Annotated in this window: 17 protein-coding genes; 3 read left to right on the top strand and 14 right to left on the bottom strand. The window is 40.8% G+C overall.

Translation table 11 applies throughout. The features are described 5' to 3' along the window. Positions 1 to 63 precede the first annotated feature (63 nt). The 3 genes from GT348_RS06850 to GT348_RS06840 form a co-directional block, all read right to left on the bottom strand. On the bottom strand, positions 64 to 366 hold the full coding sequence (locus GT348_RS06850; protein WP_160619065.1) for a hypothetical protein: 303 nt from the start codon (positions 364 to 366) through the stop codon (positions 64 to 66). Between the two features lie 67 nt (positions 367 to 433). Further along, complete coding sequence (locus GT348_RS06845; RefSeq protein WP_160619064.1) at positions 434 to 1843, bottom strand: sensor histidine kinase; 1410 nt, start codon at positions 1841 to 1843, stop codon at positions 434 to 436. Between the two features lie 8 nt (positions 1844 to 1851). Beyond that, positions 1852 to 2544, bottom strand: coding sequence for a response regulator transcription factor (locus GT348_RS06840; RefSeq protein WP_160619063.1), 693 nt, complete (start codon positions 2542 to 2544; stop codon positions 1852 to 1854). 162 nt (positions 2545 to 2706) lie between these two features. Between GT348_RS06840 and GT348_RS06835 the strand changes: the two genes are divergently transcribed. After that, on the top strand, positions 2707 to 3756 hold the full coding sequence (locus GT348_RS06835; protein WP_160619062.1) for an aldo/keto reductase: 1050 nt from the start codon (positions 2707 to 2709) through the stop codon (positions 3754 to 3756). Between the two features lie 97 nt (positions 3757 to 3853). On the opposite strand, the gene GT348_RS06830 is transcribed toward GT348_RS06835, so the two are convergent. The 6 genes from GT348_RS06830 to ybaK form a co-directional block, all read right to left on the bottom strand. Beyond that, complete coding sequence (locus tag GT348_RS06830) at positions 3854 to 4513, bottom strand: cytochrome c1 (RefSeq protein WP_160619061.1); 660 nt, start codon at positions 4511 to 4513, stop codon at positions 3854 to 3856. Further along, positions 4510 to 5694, bottom strand: coding sequence for a cytochrome b (locus GT348_RS06825; RefSeq protein WP_236646622.1), 1185 nt, complete (start codon positions 5692 to 5694; stop codon positions 4510 to 4512). Before GT348_RS06825 ends, GT348_RS06830 begins: the two co-directional genes overlap by 4 nt. A gap of 17 nt (positions 5695 to 5711) precedes the next feature. After that, positions 5712 to 6368 carry a ubiquinol-cytochrome c reductase iron-sulfur subunit gene (petA, locus tag GT348_RS06820; protein WP_160619059.1) on the bottom strand — a complete coding sequence of 219 codons (657 nt, stop codon included), beginning with the start codon at positions 6366 to 6368 and terminating at the stop codon, positions 5712 to 5714. Between the two features lie 46 nt (positions 6369 to 6414). Further along, entirely contained in the window at positions 6415 to 9723 is a 3309-nt protein-coding gene (locus GT348_RS06815) for an efflux RND transporter permease subunit (RefSeq protein WP_160619058.1), read from the bottom strand. A gap of 77 nt (positions 9724 to 9800) precedes the next feature. Continuing rightward, positions 9801 to 10343: a hypothetical protein gene (locus tag GT348_RS06810; RefSeq protein ID WP_160619057.1), complete on the bottom strand. Its 543-nt coding sequence runs from the start codon at positions 10341 to 10343 to the stop codon at positions 9801 to 9803. Between the two features lie 163 nt (positions 10344 to 10506). Continuing rightward, positions 10507 to 10983: a Cys-tRNA(Pro) deacylase gene (gene ybaK / locus GT348_RS06805; protein WP_160619056.1), complete on the bottom strand. Its 477-nt coding sequence runs from the start codon at positions 10981 to 10983 to the stop codon at positions 10507 to 10509. A 140-nt stretch (positions 10984 to 11123) separates the two neighbouring features. On the opposite strand from ybaK, the gene GT348_RS06800 reads away from it, so the two are divergent. After that, on the top strand, positions 11124 to 11771 hold the full coding sequence (locus tag GT348_RS06800; protein WP_160619055.1) for a glutathione S-transferase family protein: 648 nt from the start codon (positions 11124 to 11126) through the stop codon (positions 11769 to 11771). 103 nt (positions 11772 to 11874) lie between these two features. On the opposite strand, the gene GT348_RS06795 is transcribed toward GT348_RS06800, so the two are convergent. Next, the gene (locus GT348_RS06795; protein WP_160619054.1) at positions 11875 to 13338 is read right to left on the bottom strand and encodes an FkbM family methyltransferase; all 1464 of its coding nucleotides are present in this window, start codon (positions 13336 to 13338) and stop codon (positions 11875 to 11877) included. A gap of 212 nt (positions 13339 to 13550) precedes the next feature. Here GT348_RS06795 and copM point away from each other — a divergent pair, with 212 nt between their 5' ends. Next, positions 13551 to 13928, top strand: coding sequence for a CopM family metallochaperone (copM, locus tag GT348_RS06790; protein ID WP_160619053.1), 378 nt, complete (start codon positions 13551 to 13553; stop codon positions 13926 to 13928). 621 nt (positions 13929 to 14549) lie between these two features. Here copM and GT348_RS06785 read toward each other — a convergent pair. The 4 genes from GT348_RS06785 to GT348_RS06770 all read right to left on the bottom strand — a co-directional run bounded on the left by GT348_RS06785 (position 14550) and on the right by GT348_RS06770 (position 20118). Continuing rightward, a complete protein-coding gene (locus GT348_RS06785; RefSeq protein WP_160619052.1) occupies positions 14550 to 16883 on the bottom strand; it encodes a nitric-oxide reductase large subunit in 2334 nt (777 codons plus the stop codon). A gap of 317 nt (positions 16884 to 17200) precedes the next feature. Next, positions 17201 to 17584 carry a glycerol-3-phosphate cytidylyltransferase gene (tagD, locus tag GT348_RS06780; protein ID WP_160619051.1) on the bottom strand — a complete coding sequence of 128 codons (384 nt, stop codon included), beginning with the start codon at positions 17582 to 17584 and terminating at the stop codon, positions 17201 to 17203. Between the two features lie 38 nt (positions 17585 to 17622). Continuing rightward, complete coding sequence (locus tag GT348_RS06775; RefSeq protein ID WP_160619050.1) at positions 17623 to 18981, bottom strand: hypothetical protein; 1359 nt, start codon at positions 18979 to 18981, stop codon at positions 17623 to 17625. A gap of 552 nt (positions 18982 to 19533) precedes the next feature. Continuing rightward, positions 19534 to 20118 (bottom strand): cysteine hydrolase family protein, encoded by a 585-nt coding sequence (locus tag GT348_RS06770; protein WP_160619049.1) that lies wholly within the window; start codon positions 20116 to 20118, stop codon positions 19534 to 19536. Positions 20119 to 20926 lie beyond the last annotated feature (808 nt).

Here is a 20926-nt window from a genome sequence, read left to right as displayed (position 1 = left end):
ACAAAGTACTACTTTATAAATTTTATTTATACTTAGAGGGTTTTTCATATTGTTTTAATAAAACTAATCCTCTCCTAAGCCTTTCAATGCCCCTCTGACAAAGCCTTGCCCGCAAAGAAATTTGCCTCTTTCTTGCAGAGTACGTACATCTTCTACAATTCCAACAGGCACACCGTGGGGAAGCTTAAGTTTTTTTGTTAAGGCGCGATCAAGCCGAGAGCAATAATCTTTGCTATCACTTGTAATCTCCAAGCTGCCTTCATGAGATGTGTGTACGTCTTTTGTAATAGGCATGATTTTAGCATGACCTATATGAGAGGTTTCAGCCAGACATAGAAGAACGAAAAGGAAGAATATAGCGCGCATAGTCCCTATTATGATGTATATAAGTTAGCCTAGATGTGGGGACGATATGAAATTTTGGTAATATCTGTTAACTGTCTGAAAGAGGCAATGTAAGAATAACGCGTAAGCCGGGTTGCTCATTTTGCAATGATAAGCTGCCTTTATGAAGGCTCATAATGGCCTGTACAAGGGATAGGCCTAAGCCAGAGCCAGGGGTATTACGTGCTGATTCAGCGCGGAAGAAGCGTTCATGAGCACGATTAATGTCTTTTTCAGCCATACCAACACCCTCATCACGAACGCTGATTTTTATAGAGTCAGGTGAGGTGCTCTCTAAGGGAATTGTATGAGCCTCTAATGTAATCGTACCACCTTGAGGGGTAAATTTGATGGCATTATCTAATAAATTGGCGATAGCTTGCTGCAATAAAGATTTATCGCCAATGATGGTGGGTAAAGAGCTTGCATTAAGGGCCAGGTTCAAGCCGGCTTCTTCAGCAGAAACACTGTAAAATTCAGCCATATTTTCAAGTAATTTATTGAGATCAACTTCAGCAAAGGCAGAGCGTTTGGCCCCGGCTTCAATTTGTGCAATTCTCAATAAGGCCTCAAAGATAAGCGTAATATTATCAAGATCTCCTACCGCCAAGCTAACGGCTTCGCGCAGCTCTTCCTCACTTTTGGCGTGATCGATGGCATCTTCTAGGCGTGTTCGGGCACGGGCGATGGGTGTTCGCAGGTCATGGGCAATGGCGTTAGAAACCTGCTTCACCCCATCCATTAAGCGATTAATACGTTCCAGCATTGCATTAATTGTTTCTGCAACGAGGTCAGTTTCGCTCCCATCAAGGGCTATCCGGTGGTTAAGATCTCCATTTGCTAAAGCGCGTGTTGTTCGGGCAATAGAAAACACCACATGCCGGAACAGGCGTCTCACGACAAAAGCCCCTCCTAAAGCAAGGATAGAGACCATAAGAGCGCACCAGACAAGTGTTTCTGTAATAATGTGACGGAAGAGTTCACGCCCTTTAACGTCGTGACCTATGATGAGACGGTAACCCTTGGTGAGTTTATAAACCCGAAATTTTGCGGTGGTTCTAAATGAATAACGCTTTATGGGGAGTTCATAATAATGGTCTGTCTTTTGTATTTTGACAGGCCACCCTGGTAAATTTCCTGCCAACCGGCGCCCAAGCCCATCGACGAGTAAATAAAGCGCGTCATCATCTACATTTTGATCTAACCGTTCCTTAATGGCGTGCGTGAGGGCACGAGGCCCACCAACGCGCCACCGATGAGTGAGATCTGAAGCATCAGTTTCAATCGCATTTTGTACATGACGGTTTAAAAGATTTGTGGTGCTCCACCATGTAAATGAGAGAAAGATGCTCGCAGAGATCAGAAAAACAACACTATAGGCAAGGGCAAAATTGACCCCGATAGAGCGAATAGGCCAACGGCGCCGCCATGAAATTAACCGCTTTTTAGTGTTGTTCATAAGGTGATTTAAGTTTCTTCGTCAGGAGCACGCAAAATATAGCCCGCATTCCGCACTGTGTGAATCATAGTGTGGGCGAAGGGTTTATCTACTTTTTGGCGCAAACGTGAAACATGAACGTCAATCACATTTGTCTGAGGGTCGAAGTGATAATCCCACACTTTTTCTAGCAGCATCGTGCGTGTGATAACTTGGCCTGCATGGCGTGCCAAAAATTCTAGGAGACGAAATTCACGTGGCTGAAGGTCAATGCGTTTGCCCTCTCTTTTGACTTCACGGGCCAATAAATCGAGCTCTAAATCACCTATAATCAGCCTTGTTGTCTGCGGATTGTCATTTTGTCCCCGTCGCGTTAGGGCTTCTACACGGGCTAAAAGCTCTGAGAAGGAAAATGGTTTTGTAACATAATCATCGCCTCCAGCTTTTAAGCCAGATACGCGTTCATCAACATCAGCTAAAGCAGAAAGAATGAGAACAGGTGTCTTATTTTTCTGGCTCCTTAATGTTTCAAGAATACGAAGCCCATCAATACCACCTGGCAACATGCGATCGAGAATGATGACGTCATAGCTCTCACTTACAGCGAGAAAAAGACCGTCTTTGCCGTTTTCGGTCTCATCAACGTTATGGCCAGCTTCCTTCAGTCCTTTTGAGACATATGAACGAACCGTAGGGTCATCCTCAACTAGTAAAATACGCATGAGTCTGAAATTGCTCCTCACTTTTGGTTTATTTAGTCAAACCTCAGAAACGATAGCTTTTTGTTATCCTAAATAAAAGTCTTTGGATGTGTTATAGTCCCATAAACATACATTAATTTTTTATAATTTTTGTAGGAACTATCACTCTTTTAGGAGGATAAAATGCGTTATCATAATCTTGGTAACACAGAGATTTCTGTCAGTGAAATTTGCTTGGGCACCATGACCTTTGGCCAACAAAATACCGAGGCAGAAGGTCATGCGCAGCTTGATATGGCATTGGACCATGGTGTCAATTTTATTGATACGGCAGAGCTTTATTCTATTCCTCCACGTGCAGAAACATATGGCGCAACAGAAAAAATTATTGGCTCCTGGCTCAAACAAAAGGGCCAGCGTGATAAAATTATTCTTGCAAGTAAAGTTGTAGGGCGCTCTTCTAATAAATGGTATCGACCTGGAGGAGAGCCGGCCCGCTTAACGCCACAGCAAATCCGTTATGCTATTGATCAGTCTTTGCAGCGTTTACAGACAGATTACCTTGATCTTTATCAGCTGCATTGGCCAGATAGGGAAATTGGCTTATTTGGAGAGGGTGGCACGACATTCAAAAATCTCTCACTTGCTGATGAAGTTCCTATTGCTGAGACAGTAGGAGCTTTGAACGAGCTCGTGAAAGAGGGGAAAATACGCCATTATGGCCTTTCAAACGAAACGTCTTGGGGGGTAGCAAAATTTTTGCATGAGGCTGATAAATTAAAAGCACCTCATATCGTGTCTATTCAAAATGCCTATAACCTGCTCAACCGTACTTTTGAAATTGGCCTTGCCGAGATGTGCCTTCGTGAAAAAGTTGGGTTGCTGGCTTATTCCCCCTTGGGACAGGGCTATTTAACAGGAAAATATCTTGATGGAGCCCGCCCTGCAGGAGCTCGCACGACGCTTTTTGATCGCGGACAACGCTATGAAAAACCAGGTGTAGATAAAGCAATCAAAGCTTATAAAGCTTTAGCTGAGCAAGAGGGCGTAAATCTGGTGCAAATGGCAACAGCCTTTGCAATGTCTCGTCCTTTTGTAGCAAGCACGATCATTGGTGCTACATCTTTAGAGCAGCTTGATCTTTTGTTAAAAACAAAGGCCAGTCTGATTACTGATGATTTGGAAGCAAAAATAAATAATATTCATCAGTTAAATGCTAATCCTGCTCCATAAGCGTAAATAAGTACAGTGCCAGAATAAGTGCCCGCTCTTTTTGTAAACCTCATATAATTTGCGTAAAAGAGTGGGAGCTTATTGTTATTATATTTTACTAAGGTATCATTTTCTTAAGTGAAATTAATAAGCCCAACATGACTGCTAAATAAAGCAAAATAGCAGTTCCATAAAGAAAACGATTTTTATTGTGTGGCGCAGCGGCCCAGTTTAAAAATTGTGTAACATCCTGTGCCATTTGTGGCACATCAGCAATTTTACCATCAGGATAAGTCATCGTTTCCTTCATGAAGGGATAGGGCATACGAAAAACTTTATGATGGCTTAGAGCGACAGGATTATAATAACTGTTAGGGCCTAATTTAAAGTCCTTAGGAGCTGGCTCGTAGGATTTAAGCATTTTTTCAATGTAAAAAGATCCTCCTTTTATATATCGTGCTAATTGTGACATGTCAGGTGGAGCATCGCCATAAGCTGCTTTAGCAGCCTCAATTGTTGGGAAAGGCGAAGCAATAGGGTCTTTTAGGGTGGCGTGGCGGCTTTCGGCCCATTCTTTTAGATAAGAGAGTGGAATCCCTAATTTTGCCATATCGCCATAATGAACATCTGCCATGCCATGGCAGTCCATGCAGACTTTTTGAAATACATAAAAGCCGTGTTGGGTGCTTGTATCAGCAGCTGCTTGTGAGGAAAAACAACCTAAAAAAGCTGAACTTAAAAGAGCTGAGTATAAAAAGTTTTGGGGAGAAAATTTCATGATTTTTCTCCTTTTGAGTGCCTTTCGCGAAAGCTTGCATAAGGAAGAATAACGAGAAATACACTAAACCATATTAAAAGAGCCACCCGGCTTAGCCAAATCCACCATGTAGAAGGTGGTTCCAGACCAGCCACAATAAGAGTGAGGAATGCTGTAAAAAACAGGATCCATCCCAAGCGCACCAGAGGTCGGTAAGTGGCATTATGTTTTGGAGAGCGATCGAGCCAGGGTAGGGCAAAAAGCATGAGCAAACTTGCAAAAGCGATTGCCAGCCCGCCTAATTGAGATGGCACAGCACGTAACATGGCAAAGAATGGAGCCAGGTACCATTCTGGGCTGATTGTATCTGGTGTTTTTAAGGAATTGGCAGGTAGTAAATTAGCCTGTTTTTCAATTAAATGAGGCAGGTAGAAAATCAGGATTGTGTAAATAATAAGAAAAACACAAACAGCGATATTGTCTTTAATAGTGTAAAAAGGGTGGAAAGGCCTTGTCACGCGCTTGGGTTGAGGTGAGTCAAGTGTAGGATTTGTTGGCCCTACGGCATGAAGACATAAAATATGCAGAGCTATGATGGCGACAGCCACAAACCCTAAAGTGAAATGCAATATAAAAAAGCGGCGTAAAGCGATATCGCCTAGTTCTGGTCCTCCCAACAAAAAGTTGAGAAGTGGTTTGCCAATAAAAGGAATGGATTCTATTGCATGTGTTATGACTGTAGCACCCCAATAAGACATTTGCCCCCAGGGTAAGACATAGCCTGCAAAGGCTGTGACCATGAAAAGTGCCATAAGTAAAAGCCCAGTGAGCCAGACAAATTCTCGCGGCGCTTTATAAGAGCCGTACCATAACCCTCTCCCAATATGGAGATAGAGCGCTGCGAAAATCATAGTCGCTCCTGCCATATGAATAGCACGAATTAACCATCCTGAAGGTACATGACGTTCTATCGTTACAATAGCCTGAAAGGCTTGGTGCGTATCAGGGACATAGTTAATTGCCAAAAAAAGACCGCTTAACATCATAAGGCCTAAAGCGGCTAATAGGCATGCCCCTAAGCACCAAAACCAATTAACGGGGGGCATGGGGTAATGTGAGAAATGCTTATAAAAGCTATATAAAAATGAAAGACGCTGCCCAGATTGATGCTCTAGATCAGGTTTATGGGGAGGGGGGGAGATTGGGTCATGAGCGCGCTTTATATCTGTTGAATATCATTCATGCTGAAATGAGGCTCCGCGGCACTTTCTCCCAAACGTAAAATGGTAGGCTTTATAAAGCGGGCTGGTGGTACGGGCAGATTATAAGGTGCTGGCATATCTTTTAAAACTCGCCCTGCATTATCGAATTGGGAACCATGACAGGGGCAAAAGAACCCACCTTTATGAGCATAGCCTTTGACATCACGAAAATTAGGAATGCAGCCCAGGTGGGTGCAAATCCCAATTAAAATGGCATAATCAGGGTTGATAGAGCGATAATCATTGACTGCATCTTTGGGCTGTTGGCGAATTTTTGAATCAGGATCACGTAAAAGAGCTTTTAGTGCCGGCTCTTTAAGGGCAGCTATCATGTCTTTTGTGCGATATTGAATAAAAACAGGCCAATTTTTCCATTTAATTTGTTTGTGATCACCTCTCTTAAGATCAGAAAGATCAACTTCCACAATTGCAGCTTTATCGTCAGATTCAGCTTTGCGTAAATCTGCACCCGGCCCTTCTAATGACTCAAGAAAAGGAGCTGCCAGAGCGCAGGCTCCAGCTCCTCCTAAAGCAATAGTGCTTGCTGTCAGAATTTTACGGCGCGAAGGGGGTGTAGTGCCGTTATCTTTATCAAAAGGAGGCTCAGTGCTCATAAGGGGTCCTTACTGATCTTGTAGCCTTACTTTAAGAGCTGATGATTTATTGCACAATTTTTTCTTTATAAGAGGATGAAGGTAAAATTCTATGCGTGAAATTACGCATAATGCGACTGATTTTTCCCATCCATAAATAAACGATCGGCGTGCTGTACAAAGTCAGGAGCTGGCTGACAATCATACCCCCCAAGATAGCAACACCGAGAGGGTGGCGTAATTCACAGCCATAACCATTGCCTAAAATAAGCGGAATAGCGCCTAAAGCGGCTGCCAGACTGGTCATTAAAATAGGTCTGAAACGTGTAATGGCCGCTTTTGACACAGCCTCACGGGGGGAGAGTTTTTCATCTCTTTCAGCTTGTAGGGCAAAATCCACAACCAAGATGGCATTTTTCTTAACAAGACCTGTTAAGAGAATGATGCCAATAATGGCGATAAGGCTAAATGAATCCCCTACGATCCATAATCCTAAAACTCCACCAATACCGGCTGAAGGAAGTGTGGAAAGAATTGTAATAGGGTGAATGAGGCTCTCATAAAGCACGCCTAGAGTCAGATACATTACTGCAATAGCGGCTGCAAAGGCTATGAGAGCATTGATCATAAGGTCTTTTGTCTCACCCGCAGTTCCGCTGAAATCACCTCTGATTTCAGAGGGAGCATGAATAGCGACTAAACTTTGCTTAATAAGAGAGGTGGCATCACTATAATTCAATCCAGGAACAAGATCGAAAGAGAGCGAACTTGAATAACTGCCATTATGGTGGCTGATTGTTAAGGGTTGAGGTGTTGGTACGATATGCGCGACATTATCAAGTGGGATCATTGTTTCCATAGAAGAAGAAACAGGTGCACCATTAGAGTTGTTGCCTGAAATTTGATTGGCCAGATTATTGGTTATAGAGGCTCTTGATAAGCGTGCTGCCTGGCTATCTGCTCCTGTACCGCGGACACGTATGAGGTTAGAGGCAATGCCACCTGCGGCTGATCCTGCCGAGGTTGAAAGCCATAAATGGTGAAGTAAACGGGGATTTTCGCGCCATTGGGGTCCAAGCACGAGCACGACGCGGTGATCGGTGAGGGGTAAATGAATAGTGGAAGCGACAGCTTGGCCATATGAGTCATAAAGGGCATTCTGCACAAGTTGCGGTGTGACATTATAACGCGCTTCAAGATCACGTAATATGACAACATTAGCTGAAAAAGCCTGCTGCTCATTGTCAGTTGAAAGATTAACAAATTTACCTGTTTTGCGTAAAGCTGTCATGAGTCTGGGCATGGTATCGAGTAAAGGGGCCGGGTTATCGCTACGCAAAACATAACGGTAATTGCCTGTATTATTATTGCCACTACCGCCCTGTCTGCTGCTGCTCATGGCCCAAAGCATAATGTCTGCTCCAGCTCGTGGCGGGATGGATTTTTGTAATCTTTGTATAATTTTTTCAATAGGGGCACGCTGGGCTTTATCTTTAAGCTGAATAAAAAAACGCCCATTATTGCTGCTTTGCGTCATAGTTGTAACGGAAATGACCGCTGGGTCTTTGCGAATAATAGTTTCGGCCTGCTTTAAGCGGCTCGTCAAAGCTTTAAAAGAAAGAGAAGGTTCACCATTAACCCGCCCTATAATGACAGCCATATCCATTGAAGGCACGGGTTCTTTGGGCATAAAAATAATGCCGATAATAAGTAATATAAAACTCCCTGGAAGAGAAAGTCCTATCAAAATAGGGTGTTTTAGTGCCCAGTTTATGGAACGACCATAAAGATGAGTTAATGCAGAAAGTCCATTTTCAAGCGATAACGCAGCCTTATGTACGATTTTTAAAGCGCGGGACTCTATTTGAGCGGATTGAGCCTTAGATGCTGTGCTGACTTTTAGTAAATGTGCACACATCATAGGCGTTAAGGTGAGAGAAATAACCGTTGAAACAGCAATCGCACTTACCGTAGTCATGCCGAATTCATAGAGAATAGAGCCTAAAGTTCCGGGAATAAAAAGAAGAGGAATAAAAACGGCGATCAAAGATAGGCTGATTGAAAGGACCGTGAAGGTTATTTCAGAGCCACCAATTATGCTAGCACGGCGTCTTTCTATTCCCTGCTCCATGTGGCGGGCGATATTTTCCATTACTACAATGGCATCATCAACAACAAAACCGACAGCAATTGTAAGAGCCATTAATGATAAAATATCGAGTGTAAAGTGGAAAAAGGCCATCATGGCTAATGTGCCAGAAAGAGAAACAGGAACTGTTATGGCCGGAATGAGCGTGCTAACGGCACGCCTGAAAAAAAGTGCGATAACTAAAACGACTAATAAAATAGAAATAATAAGCGTTAATTTAGCATCATCTAAAGATGCACGTATTGTCTTTGAAAGATCAATTCCAACCTGAAGAGAAACGTTACCCGGTAAAGCTGCTCTTAAAGTAGATAAATGCTTGTTGATACCTTTAACAATTTCAACCGTATTAGCATGTGGTTGTGGCATGACGAGTAAGGATACAGCATGCTCGCCATTAAAAGTGCTCATCTGGTAAACATCTTGTACATCATCACGAATGGTCGCAATGTCACGCAAATAAAGTGGGTTGAAACCGTTGCGATAACCTACAATGAGGTCACGATAAGCGGCTGCATTTATAGCCTGGTCATTGGTTTTTAAGCTCAGCTGCTGGCCATTAAGGGTAAGATAGCCTTTGGGGGTAAAAGCATTTGCTGAAGCCAGTGCAGAGCGTATATCTTCTAACCCTATACCCCATTTATAAAGAGGATAAGGATTAACTTCGACACGTACTGCCGGGGTAGAGGCCCCTGTCACTTCAACGCGTCCCACCCCTGCGACCTGAGCGAGTATTGGCCGTGCACGAATAGTGGCGAGGTCGAATAGCTTAGCTGTAGAAAGTTGTTTCGATGTTAGACTCAGGAGATAGACAGGCATACCGCCGCCATCAAGCTTAAAAGCCTTTGGGTCAGAATTAAGAGTCCCTGTGGGGAGGTCACTTCTTGCTGCTCTCAGGGCTGCCTGTACATCTCTTAGGGCACCATTAATATCTCGCGAAGAAGAGAATTCTAAAAAGAGAGAAGCCTGACCATTTTGTGTTTCGGATTCTAAAGTTTTGAGATCAGCAATAGAGGCTAAACGCCGTTCTAGTGGGGTAGTAACAGAGGTTGCCATCTGTTGGGGGTCGGCCCCAGGTTGGTCAGCCACAACCATAATGGCTGTAGCTGTCATATCTGGCATTGTTGCGACAGGTAGAAAAGGCAGCGCAATCAAGCCGGATAAAAATATAGCCAGCGCAAAAAGCGTCGTGGCAACAGGGCGATCAATAAAAAAACGGCTAAAAATCACCCGACCTCCTCAAGTTATTTTTAGGGTTTATAGCGCGAGGAAGGCCGAGAGTTTAAGCCCTTAATAAGTAGATTTAATTAATATACTGGTGGGGTAATGGGAGCTGTAGGTGTGTACCCGTAACCAGCCGTATAATTTGTGTAACCTGGCACGGGGTACGGATAAGCAGGTGGCACCGAAGATATAGGTGGTGCAGGGGGAGGGTTATTAATAATTGTCTCTGAATTATTGACAACTGACGGGTAGGAACTATAGCCGCCATAAGAGTCATAAGTTCTATAAATATAAGGGTTATAGTCAGAAGAACTATAAGTCTCTAAATTTCTGGTAGCGTAGTTAACAAGGTTATAACCTACGCCCATACCCACACCCCAGCCTAAACCATGTGCAAAGCTGCGACCAAAATGGTGGCGGTACGGGCGGTAATAACGATGGTAATAATGGTGAGGGCGGTAAGCACGAGGGTGGTATCCCCCATGATATCGTCCGTAACTGCCATGATAGCCATGATAGCCGCGGTAACTATGATGTGCCTGAGCAGTACTTAGAGACACGCTCATAAGTGATGCGACACTAAATAAGCCGAGTGAGCTCTTTTTTAAAAAAATTGTGTTCAGCATGGGACTTGTCCCTGAAGAAAGATTATATATTTTAGTTGGTAACACCCTTTATAAGACAAATATCTTGAAAAATAGAGTGAAATTATTGTCATTTACTGTTCATATTTTAAAATACTACTTTGTATTAACCAATTTTAACTTATATTTTATAATATAGACATGTTTATGCTGCAATTTTTGCGCTCAAAGCTTGAGTAATTTTTTGGATATCATGGGGATTTAGGCATGCCAAAAATCCTTGTGCACCTGCGTTGATCCATATTTTATCGTGGTTAAAAGCGCTTTGGTCAATCACAACAGCCATTGCCTGGCGTGAGCCAAAGGGTGTTGTCCCGCCAGAGAGATAGCCTGTGCGGTTGTGAGCTTCGTCAGCTTGCATCATTTTGGCTTTTTTAGCGCCTAAAACGCTTGCCAAGATCTTGAAATTGACCCGTTTTTCAACTGGAATCACCGCAAATGCGCTTTTATCTCCGTCAAGTTTTACGACCAGGGTCTTAAAAACACAGCGTGCATCAGCCCCTATGGCTTGAGCGGCCTGTTCACCAACATGACCTTTTTGAGGGGTATAGTCATAAGAAATAGTGGTGAAGTTAATTCCCTGACTTTCTAAAAAGTGTGTAGCTGCTGTGTGACGGGACATAAGCCTACTCTTTACTCTGTAAAAACGATGGTGCTGTGAAAATATAGTAAAATATTTATGAATATAAACTATGGAACATTATAATTTACGTTAAAAGCTTAAGGGCCCTATTAGCCATTGGACGAAAAGGAGATCACATTATGTATAAATTATATTCTGCTTACGGGACTATGGGGCTTTCGGCTCATATTGTTTTGGAGGCGCTTGATGTCCCTTATGAGATTCATTTTCTTGACCTGGAGGCCAATGAGCAAAAATCTTCTAATTACCTTAAGATAAATCCTAATGGCAGAGTACCTGCCTTAATCTTGCAGGATGGTAAAATTATCTATGAATCATCTGCTATTTTGGTCACCTTAGCTGATGCTCATCCCGAAGCTGGTTTGGCACCACCCCCAGAAGAAGCACAGCGACCGGAATTTTTGCAATGGATGTTTTTTCTTACTAATTCTTTACAAGCAACTATGATGCATGCGCTTTATCCTGATCGGTTGGTTGGAGACGTATCAGAGGATGTTCTAGATGCTGTTCGTTCTGGAGCTCTGCAAAGAGTAGAGAGCTATTTAAAAATAATAGAAGCTCATTTAGCTAAAAATGGCCCTTATTTTTTGGGCAATAAAACGTCAGTCGCTGACATACACCTCGCGCTGACCTGTCGTGCCTTGTGTAAAACTAGCGTTTCACCCCGGAATTACCCTCATATCGCAACGTTTCTTAATAAAATCGATGCTTTACCCTATGTTCGCAGGGCTTGTGAGCAGGAAAATATCGAAGGCACGCTGGCTTAGTGACTTTGCTGAGTATCTTGTGAGGTCGAGTAAAATACTGGCATCATGAATCACAGTCCCCCGTTTAATGGCGGGGGACTAGGGTTGAAGCCCTTAGTAATTTTTAATGCACAATCTCTTCCAGATCAGTGACGTGAGTGCTGTTTTGGGGTAAACAAAGCACATTTTGCTCTCCCATAACAATTATACGGTATAATTTATACCCTAAAGAACGTGCATAAGCACGGGCTTCGGCACCGTGCCCATCATTATGAGATTCCATATAGATAATAGGATTGAATTTTTTAATTGTTTCAGTTGCCCCGTTTAAAACGGCATTTTCCATGCCCTCAACGTCTAATTTTACGAAATCAAGACGGGAAAGAGATAGTGAATCGATTGTGATAATCTCAGTAGTTTCTTTTTCACAGTCACTGGCAGTAAGGTCATTTGTTCTGTCCCCCTGATCTAATAGGGAAACGTCACCAAAATTACCTTGTTTGTAATAATCAACGCTAGGCATTGTAGAGCGTGTTATTTCGGCACCGAGCGCTTTATTGTGACAAAAACAGTTAGGTACATTATTAAGCGCTAAATTAGCACAAAGCTCTTGAAAAACGAGACGTTGTGGCTCAAAGGCAATAACTTTACCTTCTGTACCAACCATCCGGCACAGATCAACCGTATGGGCACCAATATTAGCCCCGCCTTCAATAATGATACCGCCTTTAGGAATGTAATTTTTAAGGAGGTATAGTTCCTGAACACCCCAGACTCCCTCTGCCCGGATGAGGCGTCCAATTTGAGTGTCATTACGATTAATCAGACGTGGCCCTGAAGGTGTTGTGACTAGCTCATTAAAAACAGGGAAGGCCGCAATGTTAAAGAAATTATGTACTGTTTGAAAATTGACAAGATCTTGGTCAATTAAATTGCGGGCAAATACAGCGCCTGTGCCACAATATGTTTCTGTTACATTTTTGGAGGGGGGGAAATAATGGCTTGGCCATATTGTGATATTATGAGCCTCATCCATTTTATCAATAGTTTGTTTTAGCATCATTGAGCCTGTTTTGATCCAGACCGGGCATGATTCATCTTCTTCCACGCCAACATGATGGATATTATTAATCGTTTCTAATAAAATAGGATGGTTGGCTGTGCAGGCCAAATAATCATTGATAAGCAAACCAGGCATAGCGGTTTCATTATCACTGGCGACGCAGAAATCACCGTCAAATAACCAGGGCTCAAGAGATCTGACGCAATATGACTTTGCGTCAACATAAAAACCGCCTACGGCAAATAGAATTTCATATCTCATAATATCAGAGATGGAAGTATAAATATTTTTTATAGCGTCTCTGTCATTAGCTGCTTCAGCTATTTTTGCTTTTTCTAATAAAGTTTTGAGATGGTCTTCATTGTGCCAGGAAAGCGTCTCTAAATGTTCTTTAAGCCAGAGATGAACTTTCCAGCCAGGATTCATGCCAACCCAACTTGCAATTGACTGGTTGGGCATATCAGCTTTGTCGCCAAGCCAAATAAGGTGTAAATGCTGTGGAATTTGCGTATTTTGATTGAACATTAAAAAACTATCCTTAATTAAACATAAAATTTGTTGTACGCATTATAAAGAAAGTTCGTATCTGAGGAAACGGCATTTTACGAATTGGTAATAAAGAAAATTAATATTTTATATTATAAGCAATATTAACCAAACTTCTATAATTATGTGAAAAAACAGATTAGGCCTTTTTCCAGGGTCTCAGTTATTTTAACTGAAAAAGGAAAAATATTATGAAAAAAATTACCTCTCTTTTACTAGCTGGTCTCTTGGTTGGTGGTGTGAGTTCTGCTTTTGCTCAAACAGCCTCAATGAGTGAGCAAGCGGCACCAGTAGGGACACCTGCCTCTACCCAAGAATTTATGGCCGCTAATTCAGAAATGACCAGAAATATGCGGGTCAATTTCAGCGGTGATGCTGATATGGATTTTATCCAAGGTATGATCCCTCATCACCAGGGGGCTGTTGAAATGGCTAAGATCGAGCTAAAATATGGGAAAAATCCCAAAGCACGAGCTTTTGCGCAAAAAATCATTAATGATCAGGCAACACAAATTGCTCAAATGACAAAATGGCTATCTGAACATAAAACAATGCATGAAAAGAAATAAATAGCTAAGTCAGGTGAGGTTATGGCTGTAAGTAAGCCATAACCTCACTTCCTAAACAAAACGTTACCGTAATGATTATAAAACTTAGTTTAAAATGAGCTTTTAAACATGAAAATGCCTGTATATTCATCTTTGAGCTATTAAGTTTTACAATAAAATAGCGCTAAAGGCCTTTATAAAATTCAAAGAATTATGTTTCTCATTAAAAAAGCTCTTTCACATAGTGAAATGAACATCAAAATCCCATTATAATAAAAATGATGTCTTCCTTAAGTGAGTTATTCTCCGCTTGTGCAAGGAGCACAATATTTGGATCTTTACTCAATATAGCTATGGCACATTATGAGTTAAGAGAGTTCATTAAAGATGCTATGGGTCATTTACCACAGAAACATGTCTGACTATTATTCAACTTACATTTTAGCAGATCAATAATGTGGTATTAAATTTTAAAAATAAAAATCATATTTATAGCAAATATGCCAAAATTTACATTAAAAAATTCTGATTACATGTTTGTTTTATAAAAAAAGATGGCGGCCTATTAAAAACCGCCATCTTTTTCAACTTATAAAACTTATTTTGCTTAAATCATCATTTTCCTGAGTTAGGCAAGCCTCCTTATACTTTATTACTACGGTTTGTGATTAGTAATCCGTAAGTACGGAGTGCAAAAATCACAATAGGGAGCGAGCCAAAGAGAATAAACACAACATCAGGGACCATTCTGATCCATTCAATAAATTGTGCGCGTGCTGATTGGCTATAAGCAAGACTGCGAGCGTGCCAGTAACCGTTGCTCATTACGTCATATAGTTGGAACAACCCACCAGGGAAAAGACTGATCAAGCACATACCAGCTAGGCCGATATTAGTACCCCAGAAGGCAATGCGTAACCATTTCTCGACTTTTTTCCACTGTTGAGCATTACTAACTTGTTGCAAGACCAAAACGAGCATAGCTAAAGCCATCATACCAAACACACCCATCATAGCTGCATGGCCGTGATTAGGAGTGAGCATGGTGCCAACTTCATAGTAACTGACAATTGGTAGGTTGATAAAGAACCCACACATACCTGCACCAACAAAGTTCCAGAACCCAGCAGAGAGTAAGAACGCATAAACCCATTTATGCGTAACCTGGTTTTGGTCGTCGCGGTCTAATTTTGTGCGTTTAATAAAATCCCATGCCTCAGCACAGAGAAGGGTTAGTGGCACAACCTCTAAGGCAGACATAAGGGCACCAAAGGCCATCATCATTTGCCCTTGGCCTGTAAAGTACCAGTGGTGACATGTTCCTAAAACACCACCAAGGAAAAAGAGAATTCCGTCAAAATAGATTGTACGCAGCGCTACATTGCGTGGAACAATTCCTAAAAGATAGAAAACTGTTGCAATCAGGGCTGTCGCAAAGAACTCGAAATATCCTTCAACCCATAGATGGATAATCCAAAAGCGCCAAATTTCTACTACTGAGTAGTTAGTATGGTCACCAATGAAGAGTACGGGCAGGTAAAAGACTGGAATTGCCAAAGCAGATAGCAAGAAGGCCGTGATCATGGGGCGATCTTGCTGGCTGCGCTTCCAAACAGGGCTACAAATCACCCATAAAAGTGCCATCCATGCAAATAGCCCGACTAATAAAAGCCCGTGCCATAAGCGGCCTTGCTCCATAAATTCCCAGCCAGTTGCGCCTAAAAGCTCCCACCAACGACCAAATATTTGCAAATATCCAGCCCAAATCCCTAATAATGAGCCGACCACAACTACGACAAAAGCAACAAAAAGGAGATTAATCGCTACTTTGAGCCCGCGTGAATTAGCAAGCCTGTCGTCAGGTCCACGGAACCCAAGAGCAATATAAAGACAGGCTGAGACATAAGAAGTTGCAACCCAGAAAACGGCAAGCTGTAAATGCCAGGATCTTAAAAGGTTACTAGGAAAGATTTTTTGCAATGGTAGGCCATAAAAGCTTGCTGGATCAGCTCTATAATGTGCCGTTGCCCCTCCAAGGAGAGTTTGCACAAAGAAAAGAGCCGCCACAATAACCATATATTTGGCCAGAGCCTTTTGCCCTTCGGAGACTTTACCAATCCACAGACGGCAGTTTAATCTTTGATAATCCTGTGTAACCCAAGCGGCACTTGGGTACCTGTCACGAATAAAGACCGCAGCGCCAATACCCCCAAGCAGGGTAAGCAGACTTAACATACTCCAAATGAGTGCCCCGCGGATTGGCGTATTGCCAGCCCCAGGCTCATAGGGAAAATTATTTGTATAAGAATTCTCTGTCCCTGGGCGTGCAGTTGCAGAAGCCCAAGCAGCCCAGTTAAACCAGTCTGCAAGATGGGTCATTTCCTCTTTTGTTGGGACAATACCCGGTTCTAATCCGCCATTCCATACTGTGTCATGGAAGTATTTTGTCCAGAGAGCGGGGCCATCACGCCAGGCTTCTGCCTGTTCTTTGTTTAAGCTAAGTGTGTCTGTGCTCTTACTATAGTTATTTTTCTTAAGTAATAGGGCGACTTCACCATTTACAGCAGCCTGTTTTATTGGGGGAAGCGTTTTATAACTCTCACCAAATTCAGAAAAAGCGACGCTTTCATGCAAACGCTCAACCGTATGATGCAGTGAATATGCCGCAAAGTCAGGTCCAATATAGGCACCATGTCCCCAGACTGAACCATTATTCATAAGTCCATAACGTTGGAATACCTGTTGGCCTTCCTCGATACTGGATTTTGTTGCAACAACTTGCCCTTGCTGATCAACTACCTGCCCAGGGATGGGCGGTGCAACATGGTAAGCGTGTAAAGTAATATACGTTAAAATAATCGAAGCGATAATAATAACGCTTATGAGGATGCGTTTCCACCAAGGAGAGAGCTTGTCCTTGTCGTTCGCATCTTGGGCAGTGGCGTAAACCGCTGTTCCTTCAGGAGCCCCAGACATGAAAATAAATCCTTACAAGAGTCAAAAGGTGTACAAGTTATATACCTTTTAAAGATGTATAGAATTTACATGTTTGTTAATTTTGTCAAGCACCTGTTAAGCGTAATCAGCATAAATTATGCCTAACTGACCGTAGAAATAAAAAAAATCACAGAATTTTATACGTATTTCATAAAAAAGCGTGCCATATGCACGCTGTTTAAGGCCTATATTTAACTATAGACTCTAAAATTTCGCTCAATTATGAGGTATAAATATTATTTTAACCTTTAACAAACAGATTCTGACATAGCCAGAACCTGGTTTTTAAAAAAGGCTTAGGTAATGATTTTGCGAATGGCTGTGCTGGAAATATCTTCGGTGCGTGTTAGATAAATAACTTCACAGTCATTTTTTAGGTGGTCAAATTTTCCTTGCCAGTCACTACCCATGACCAGGATATCAATTTTATATAATTTGATATCACTTTTCTTTTGTTCCCATGAGGTTTCAGGGATGACTAAATCGACATAACGCAAGGCCTCAAGATAGGCCTTTCGTTCGTCATAACTGAGAAATGCTTCTTTGTTTTTAGACTGATTAAAATCATCTGTTGAAAGCCCGACCATAAGATAGTCTCCCAAAGCGCGCGCTCGTTTTAGAAGACGAATATGACCAAAATGTAGCGTATCAAAAGTGCCATATGTAAGGATACGTTTCATAATTTACTCTGACTATTTTCTATTTATAAAACTAATATTTAGCTGTTTGATTCCCTTTGAAATCCTTCATAAATAGCTTCTATAATGAGCTGTGAAGGTGATTGACCGGAGGGATAGAGCGTTTCTTTTAAAGCTTCACGCTCTGCAACATACTCCCATTTTCCTCCATTTTTATAATAAGAAACAGCTTCTACCATTTCGGGGAAAGAAGATACTTTTTTTGAGCATGATGCTGCTAACTCGCCAAGAGAGTTGAAAGCAGCATGAGAACCAGAGTCAAAAAAGATTATAGGTTTATCGAAAAACTGATATTCGGCCAGAAACGAAATACCGTCAGTAACCATTAAATCAGAAGCGTCAAAAAGGCTTGCATAATCTCCTAGAGAGACCGCACAATTATCAAGAGACTCCCAGACAGAAATATATTTGTCATATTGTTCTGCTGTCATAAAGCCTGATTTTATGACGCCATTTCTTAAACCTTGGTGAGGTTTAAAAACAAACTCAATATCAGGGGTTTTTTGGGCCCATTCAAGCATGAGCAGGCAAATTTGATTGAAAACACTAAATTGGAAGGACTCTTCATAGGCAGAATAATGAGTGCTCCAAATCACACGATAAGGTCTTTTTTCTTTTTCAGGAAAAGGCCACACACCTTTATCTTTATGAAGCAATAAACTGTCTATCTTGGATAACCCAGAAAATATAACTCTATCTTGGTCTATGTGAGGATTTTGCGAATAAGTTTCGCTAGAATCCGGGCATTCAGAAAATAACCGCCATGCTAATCTATGATATGTGCGGTCAAAATTGATACCACTTTGAGCGATCTTATCCATATCCAGCATCCATGGTGAATATGGAACCAGGCAAAGACGAGCAAAGTTTAAATCTTGAGCTGCATAACATGTCATCATATCTCCGTCCCAGGGTTGCTGGCGGAAAATAATGTCGGGAGACATGTTTTTAAGGATAGTTAGGCCATCAAAAGAATCTGTCATTTCAAGGCGATAATGAGATATTCCCATTTTTGTAAATGCATCACTAACAGCTTCTTCCCCTGTGAAATCACCACTGCTAATAATGCGACTAGGTATGGTAAATATAATTGGTTCGAACCGTTCATCTTGTGCCATACGTCTATAAATATCAGACAATGAGTCCCACATAGATATAGAATGAATAAGAAAAAAACAGCGAATTTTTTTGTTGCAAGTATTTTTTTGCATTAATAAGTTAATGCTGTCTTTTAAGTTGTTTAATATTATTTCAGAATTTTGCTGTTTTATTACTGATAACTGTATTAATTCTGCAAAATTTATTAATAAGTTATTTATATTATTAATTTTTCCATCTAGTTCTAAAATACTATTCTGAAGAAATTTATTTTCTGACATTAAACTGCTACTCGGTAGGTTAGACTATAATTAAATAAAACAAAATTATTTTGCTATTGTCTTCTTTACTAAACTGTTTGTTCCTTTTTTTAAAGATATAGATTAAAAATTTTTTTATCTTATAAAAAGTGGAAATATATCTTAAGAATTCATATTTAAATATTAAGAAAAAAATTTAATAAATTTTTTATAAAGTAAAATCATAATTTAATTAAAAAAACTCTTTGATTATAATATACAATATGTATGTATTATTCACATTATCTGTAACACAGTATTAATTTTTGCAAAATTATAAAACTTATTACTAGAGTTTTTCTCTTAATATAATGTACCTGTGCTGATGGTGCGTTTATCGTTTTTGAGGGCATGTCACTTATTTATAGAGTAAGGACCGCAGTGACTATAATGCGAATTATGCTGGCTATTCTGCCTGTATTTTCTTAGATAATGGCTTAATAAGGTAATAAACCAACAAGCAGGTTTGATAAAATCGGCCTGCTTGTCGATATATAATTAACTGGCCTCTAAAAAATTAAGAGTTCTTCAACTTTAAAAATGTGCTGTCATGTCCTGAATAGATAAAACAGTTCCCTGATGGGGGAAAAATTTTTCAGTGAGAAAAGCATGTGTTTCTGCATCTCCATCAGCACAGCCATCGCTGATAACGGCGAGATTGAAATCCAGGTCAAATGCCTGCCTGAAAGTTGAGAGCACCACCCCTGACGTCGTAACGCCAGATAAAATAAGTGTTTCAATATTTTGTGCCCGCAAAATCATTTCAAGATCAGTGCCGGTAAATGCTCCCATGCGGTGCTTGTGAATAACTGGTTCATTTTTTAAGGGTTTTAAAGCATCGTGAATATGCAAGGCATCACTTCCCGGGATGGCTAGGCCCTTTTCTTTGATCCACGAAAACATTTTATTACGTGAACTTATTTCGGGGTAATTATTCCGGAAAGAAACATTAACGTGAATAACAAATATATTAGCTTTTCGAGCTGCTTCCAGCAGGTGAGCAGCATTTTTAACGACTTGAGACGCTATTTCAGGAGGCATGAAATTTTTCAAAATAAACTCTTGGAAATCCATGAGTAAAAGTGCTGATTTTTTTGTATCAAAGTTAAGGGACAGCATAAAATAACCTTTTATGTGATGTGATGAAATTTTGTAATTTGAGTGCGTTTTTGTGACCAAACATGGACGATGCCGCGTCTAATTCTCTTTGAGAATTACAAGGCATTTTATAAAATTAAGTATTTTTAAAGCCTCCTTTGCGGTGGCTTGGTTCCCAGCATAAATTTCATTAACGACCTTAGTTTTTCTAATCAGTTTATTTTGAATTATAAGAAAATGTTTGTAAAGCACGATGATTATGTTTCGTGAATTTGCTTAAAGTTAAATGTGAGAGTTCCTGATAAAGGCAAAAATGGTTATGAAAAGGTTCTGACCATTTAGGGTGACACATATAAGAAGTAGATATAACCATCGTTACTTACGTAATAATATCAATAATTATTTTTTAAAATGGGAGAGATCTACTAATAGTAATAACCGGTTGGTTTAGGTCTAACTGTGAAAAAAGTATCTTGTACAGGAACCTCAAATACTTTCATGATGCGAACTTGTTAGAATTTCACAAATTTTGAATTATGACCTTGTCGATTTAAGCGTAAAATTAGAGTTATATTTTAGCCACGTCATACGAGAAGGTCAGAGAGCCGTAACAGAGCGCGTAATGAAAAACTTGCATTGACATAATTGATACCGGGGGTAGAAAAAAGAAAAAGCGGGGCTCCAATATATGAAATTTGTTTTGGAAAAAATTATAATTAGGTTATTTCTTTGAAGGTTGAAGGTTGAAGGTTGAAGGTTGAAGGTTGAAGGTTGAAGGTTGAAGGTTGAAGGTTGAAGGTTGAAGGTTGAAGGTTGAAGGTTGAAGGTT

The sequence above is a fragment of the Aristophania vespae genome, assembly GCF_009906835.1.
GTDB classification, from domain to species: Bacteria; Pseudomonadota; Alphaproteobacteria; order Acetobacterales; family Acetobacteraceae; genus Aristophania; species Aristophania vespae.
Note: the sequence above shows the minus strand (reverse complement) of the source record. Positions and strands in the feature narration are given on the sequence as shown.

Excerpts from the sequence above, each read along its gene's own strand:
- GT348_RS06850 (WP_160619065.1), bottom strand. The coding sequence starts at position 366 with ATGCGCGCTATATTCTTCCTTTTCGTTCTTCTATGTCTGGCTGAAACC.
- GT348_RS06845 (WP_160619064.1), bottom strand. The coding sequence starts at position 1,843 with ATGAACAACACTAAAAAGCGGTTAATTTCATGGCGGCGCCGTTGGCCT.
- GT348_RS06840 (WP_160619063.1), bottom strand. The coding sequence starts at position 2,544 with ATGCGTATTTTACTAGTTGAGGATGACCCTACGGTTCGTTCATATGTC.
- GT348_RS06835 (WP_160619062.1), top strand. The coding sequence starts at position 2,707 with ATGCGTTATCATAATCTTGGTAACACAGAGATTTCTGTCAGTGAAATT.
- GT348_RS06830 (WP_160619061.1), bottom strand. The coding sequence starts at position 4,513 with ATGAAATTTTCTCCCCAAAACTTTTTATACTCAGCTCTTTTAAGTTCA.
- petA (WP_160619059.1), bottom strand. The coding sequence starts at position 6,368 with ATGAGCACTGAGCCTCCTTTTGATAAAGATAACGGCACTACACCCCCT.
- GT348_RS06810 (WP_160619057.1), bottom strand. The coding sequence starts at position 10,343 with ATGCTGAACACAATTTTTTTAAAAAAGAGCTCACTCGGCTTATTTAGT.
- ybaK (WP_160619056.1), bottom strand. The coding sequence starts at position 10,983 with ATGTCCCGTCACACAGCAGCTACACACTTTTTAGAAAGTCAGGGAATT.
- GT348_RS06800 (WP_160619055.1), top strand. The coding sequence starts at position 11,124 with ATGTATAAATTATATTCTGCTTACGGGACTATGGGGCTTTCGGCTCAT.
- GT348_RS06795 (WP_160619054.1), bottom strand. The coding sequence starts at position 13,338 with ATGTTCAATCAAAATACGCAAATTCCACAGCATTTACACCTTATTTGG.
- copM (WP_160619053.1), top strand. The coding sequence starts at position 13,551 with ATGAAAAAAATTACCTCTCTTTTACTAGCTGGTCTCTTGGTTGGTGGT.
- GT348_RS06785 (WP_160619052.1), bottom strand. The coding sequence starts at position 16,883 with ATGTCTGGGGCTCCTGAAGGAACAGCGGTTTACGCCACTGCCCAAGAT.
- tagD (WP_160619051.1), bottom strand. The coding sequence starts at position 17,584 with ATGAAACGTATCCTTACATATGGCACTTTTGATACGCTACATTTTGGT.
- GT348_RS06775 (WP_160619050.1), bottom strand. The coding sequence starts at position 18,981 with ATGTCAGAAAATAAATTTCTTCAGAATAGTATTTTAGAACTAGATGGA.
- GT348_RS06770 (WP_160619049.1), bottom strand. The coding sequence starts at position 20,118 with ATGCTGTCCCTTAACTTTGATACAAAAAAATCAGCACTTTTACTCATG.